Source organism: Staphylococcus canis (assembly GCF_016238445.1).
Taxonomy (GTDB): Bacteria; Bacillota; Bacilli; order Staphylococcales; family Staphylococcaceae; genus Staphylococcus; species Staphylococcus canis.
The window spans coordinates 1-212 of record NZ_JABANU010000134.1 but is presented as its reverse complement, the minus strand read 5'-3'; the positions used below and the strand labels follow the sequence as shown (position 1 = coordinate 212).

Annotated in this window: 1 protein-coding gene; it reads left to right on the top strand. The window is 32.5% G+C overall.

Annotation, left to right across the window (positions count from 1 at the left end; translation table 11 throughout):
- The coding region (locus tag HHH54_RS11225; protein ID WP_198618844.1) for a transposase at positions 1-212 on the top strand (212 nt) is incomplete at both ends.

Genomic DNA, 212 nt, shown 5'->3' with positions numbered 1-212 from the left:
AATGCGAAAATCATTATTGATCGTTTTCATATCATTCAGTCTTTAAATCGTGCACTAAACATGGCAAGAGTTTCAGTTATGCATACTTTTAAAAACATTGATCGCCCTTTATATAATAAGTTCAAGCGCTTCTGGAAACTATATTTAAAACCTATAGAAGATTTAGAAGCGTTTGAGTACCGAAAGGTTCCATTGTTTAAATCGTGGAAGAC